The following is a 553-nucleotide window of genomic DNA, read 5'->3' as shown; positions in this document are numbered from 1 at the left end:
GGCCAGCGGCGGGTGGCGCGCCCGGGCGCCGGGCGCCGGCGCGCGCCACCGGCCTCGCGGGCGCCGCGCGCCGGTCAGCGGAAGCGGTCGGCGCGCTCGGCCGCCCAGTCGGCGAAGCTCCGCGCGGGGCGGCCGGTGACCTCCCGCACCGTCGGCACCACCGTGTACCCCTCGGGCGGCGGGTCGCGGTGCCACTCCGCCAGCATGTCGACGGCCTCCGGCGACGCCCCCGACTCCCGCCACCGCTCGCGCGCCTGCTCCTCGGTCAGTTCGACGTAGCGCAGTTCGCGCCCGAGCGCCGCGCCCAGCACCGCGACCTTCTGCGGGACGGTCAGCGCCTCGGGGCCGCTGAGGACGTAGCGCCGGCCGGCGTGGCCGTCCTCGGTGAGCGCGTGCACGGCCACCGCCGCGACGTCGCCCTCGTGGACCGAGGCGTTGCGCGCCCGCGCGAACGGCTCGCGCACCACGCCCTCGGTACGGATGGAGTCCGCCCAGGTCAGCGCGTTGGACATGAACTCGCCCGGCTGGACGAAGGTCCAGGGCGTGGGGCATG

1 pseudogene is annotated in these 553 nt (G+C 78.7%); it reads right to left on the bottom strand.

Annotation, left to right across the window (positions count from 1 at the left end):
* Positions 1-74: 74 nt before the first annotated feature.
* A pseudogene (locus KUM32_RS36695) lies at positions 75-553 on the bottom strand (hydroxylase); the annotation flags it as partial.

The sequence above is a fragment of the Streptomyces sp. AC627_RSS907 genome (genome assembly GCF_019049165.1).
Note: the sequence above shows the minus strand (reverse complement) of the source record. Positions and strands in the feature narration are given on the sequence as shown.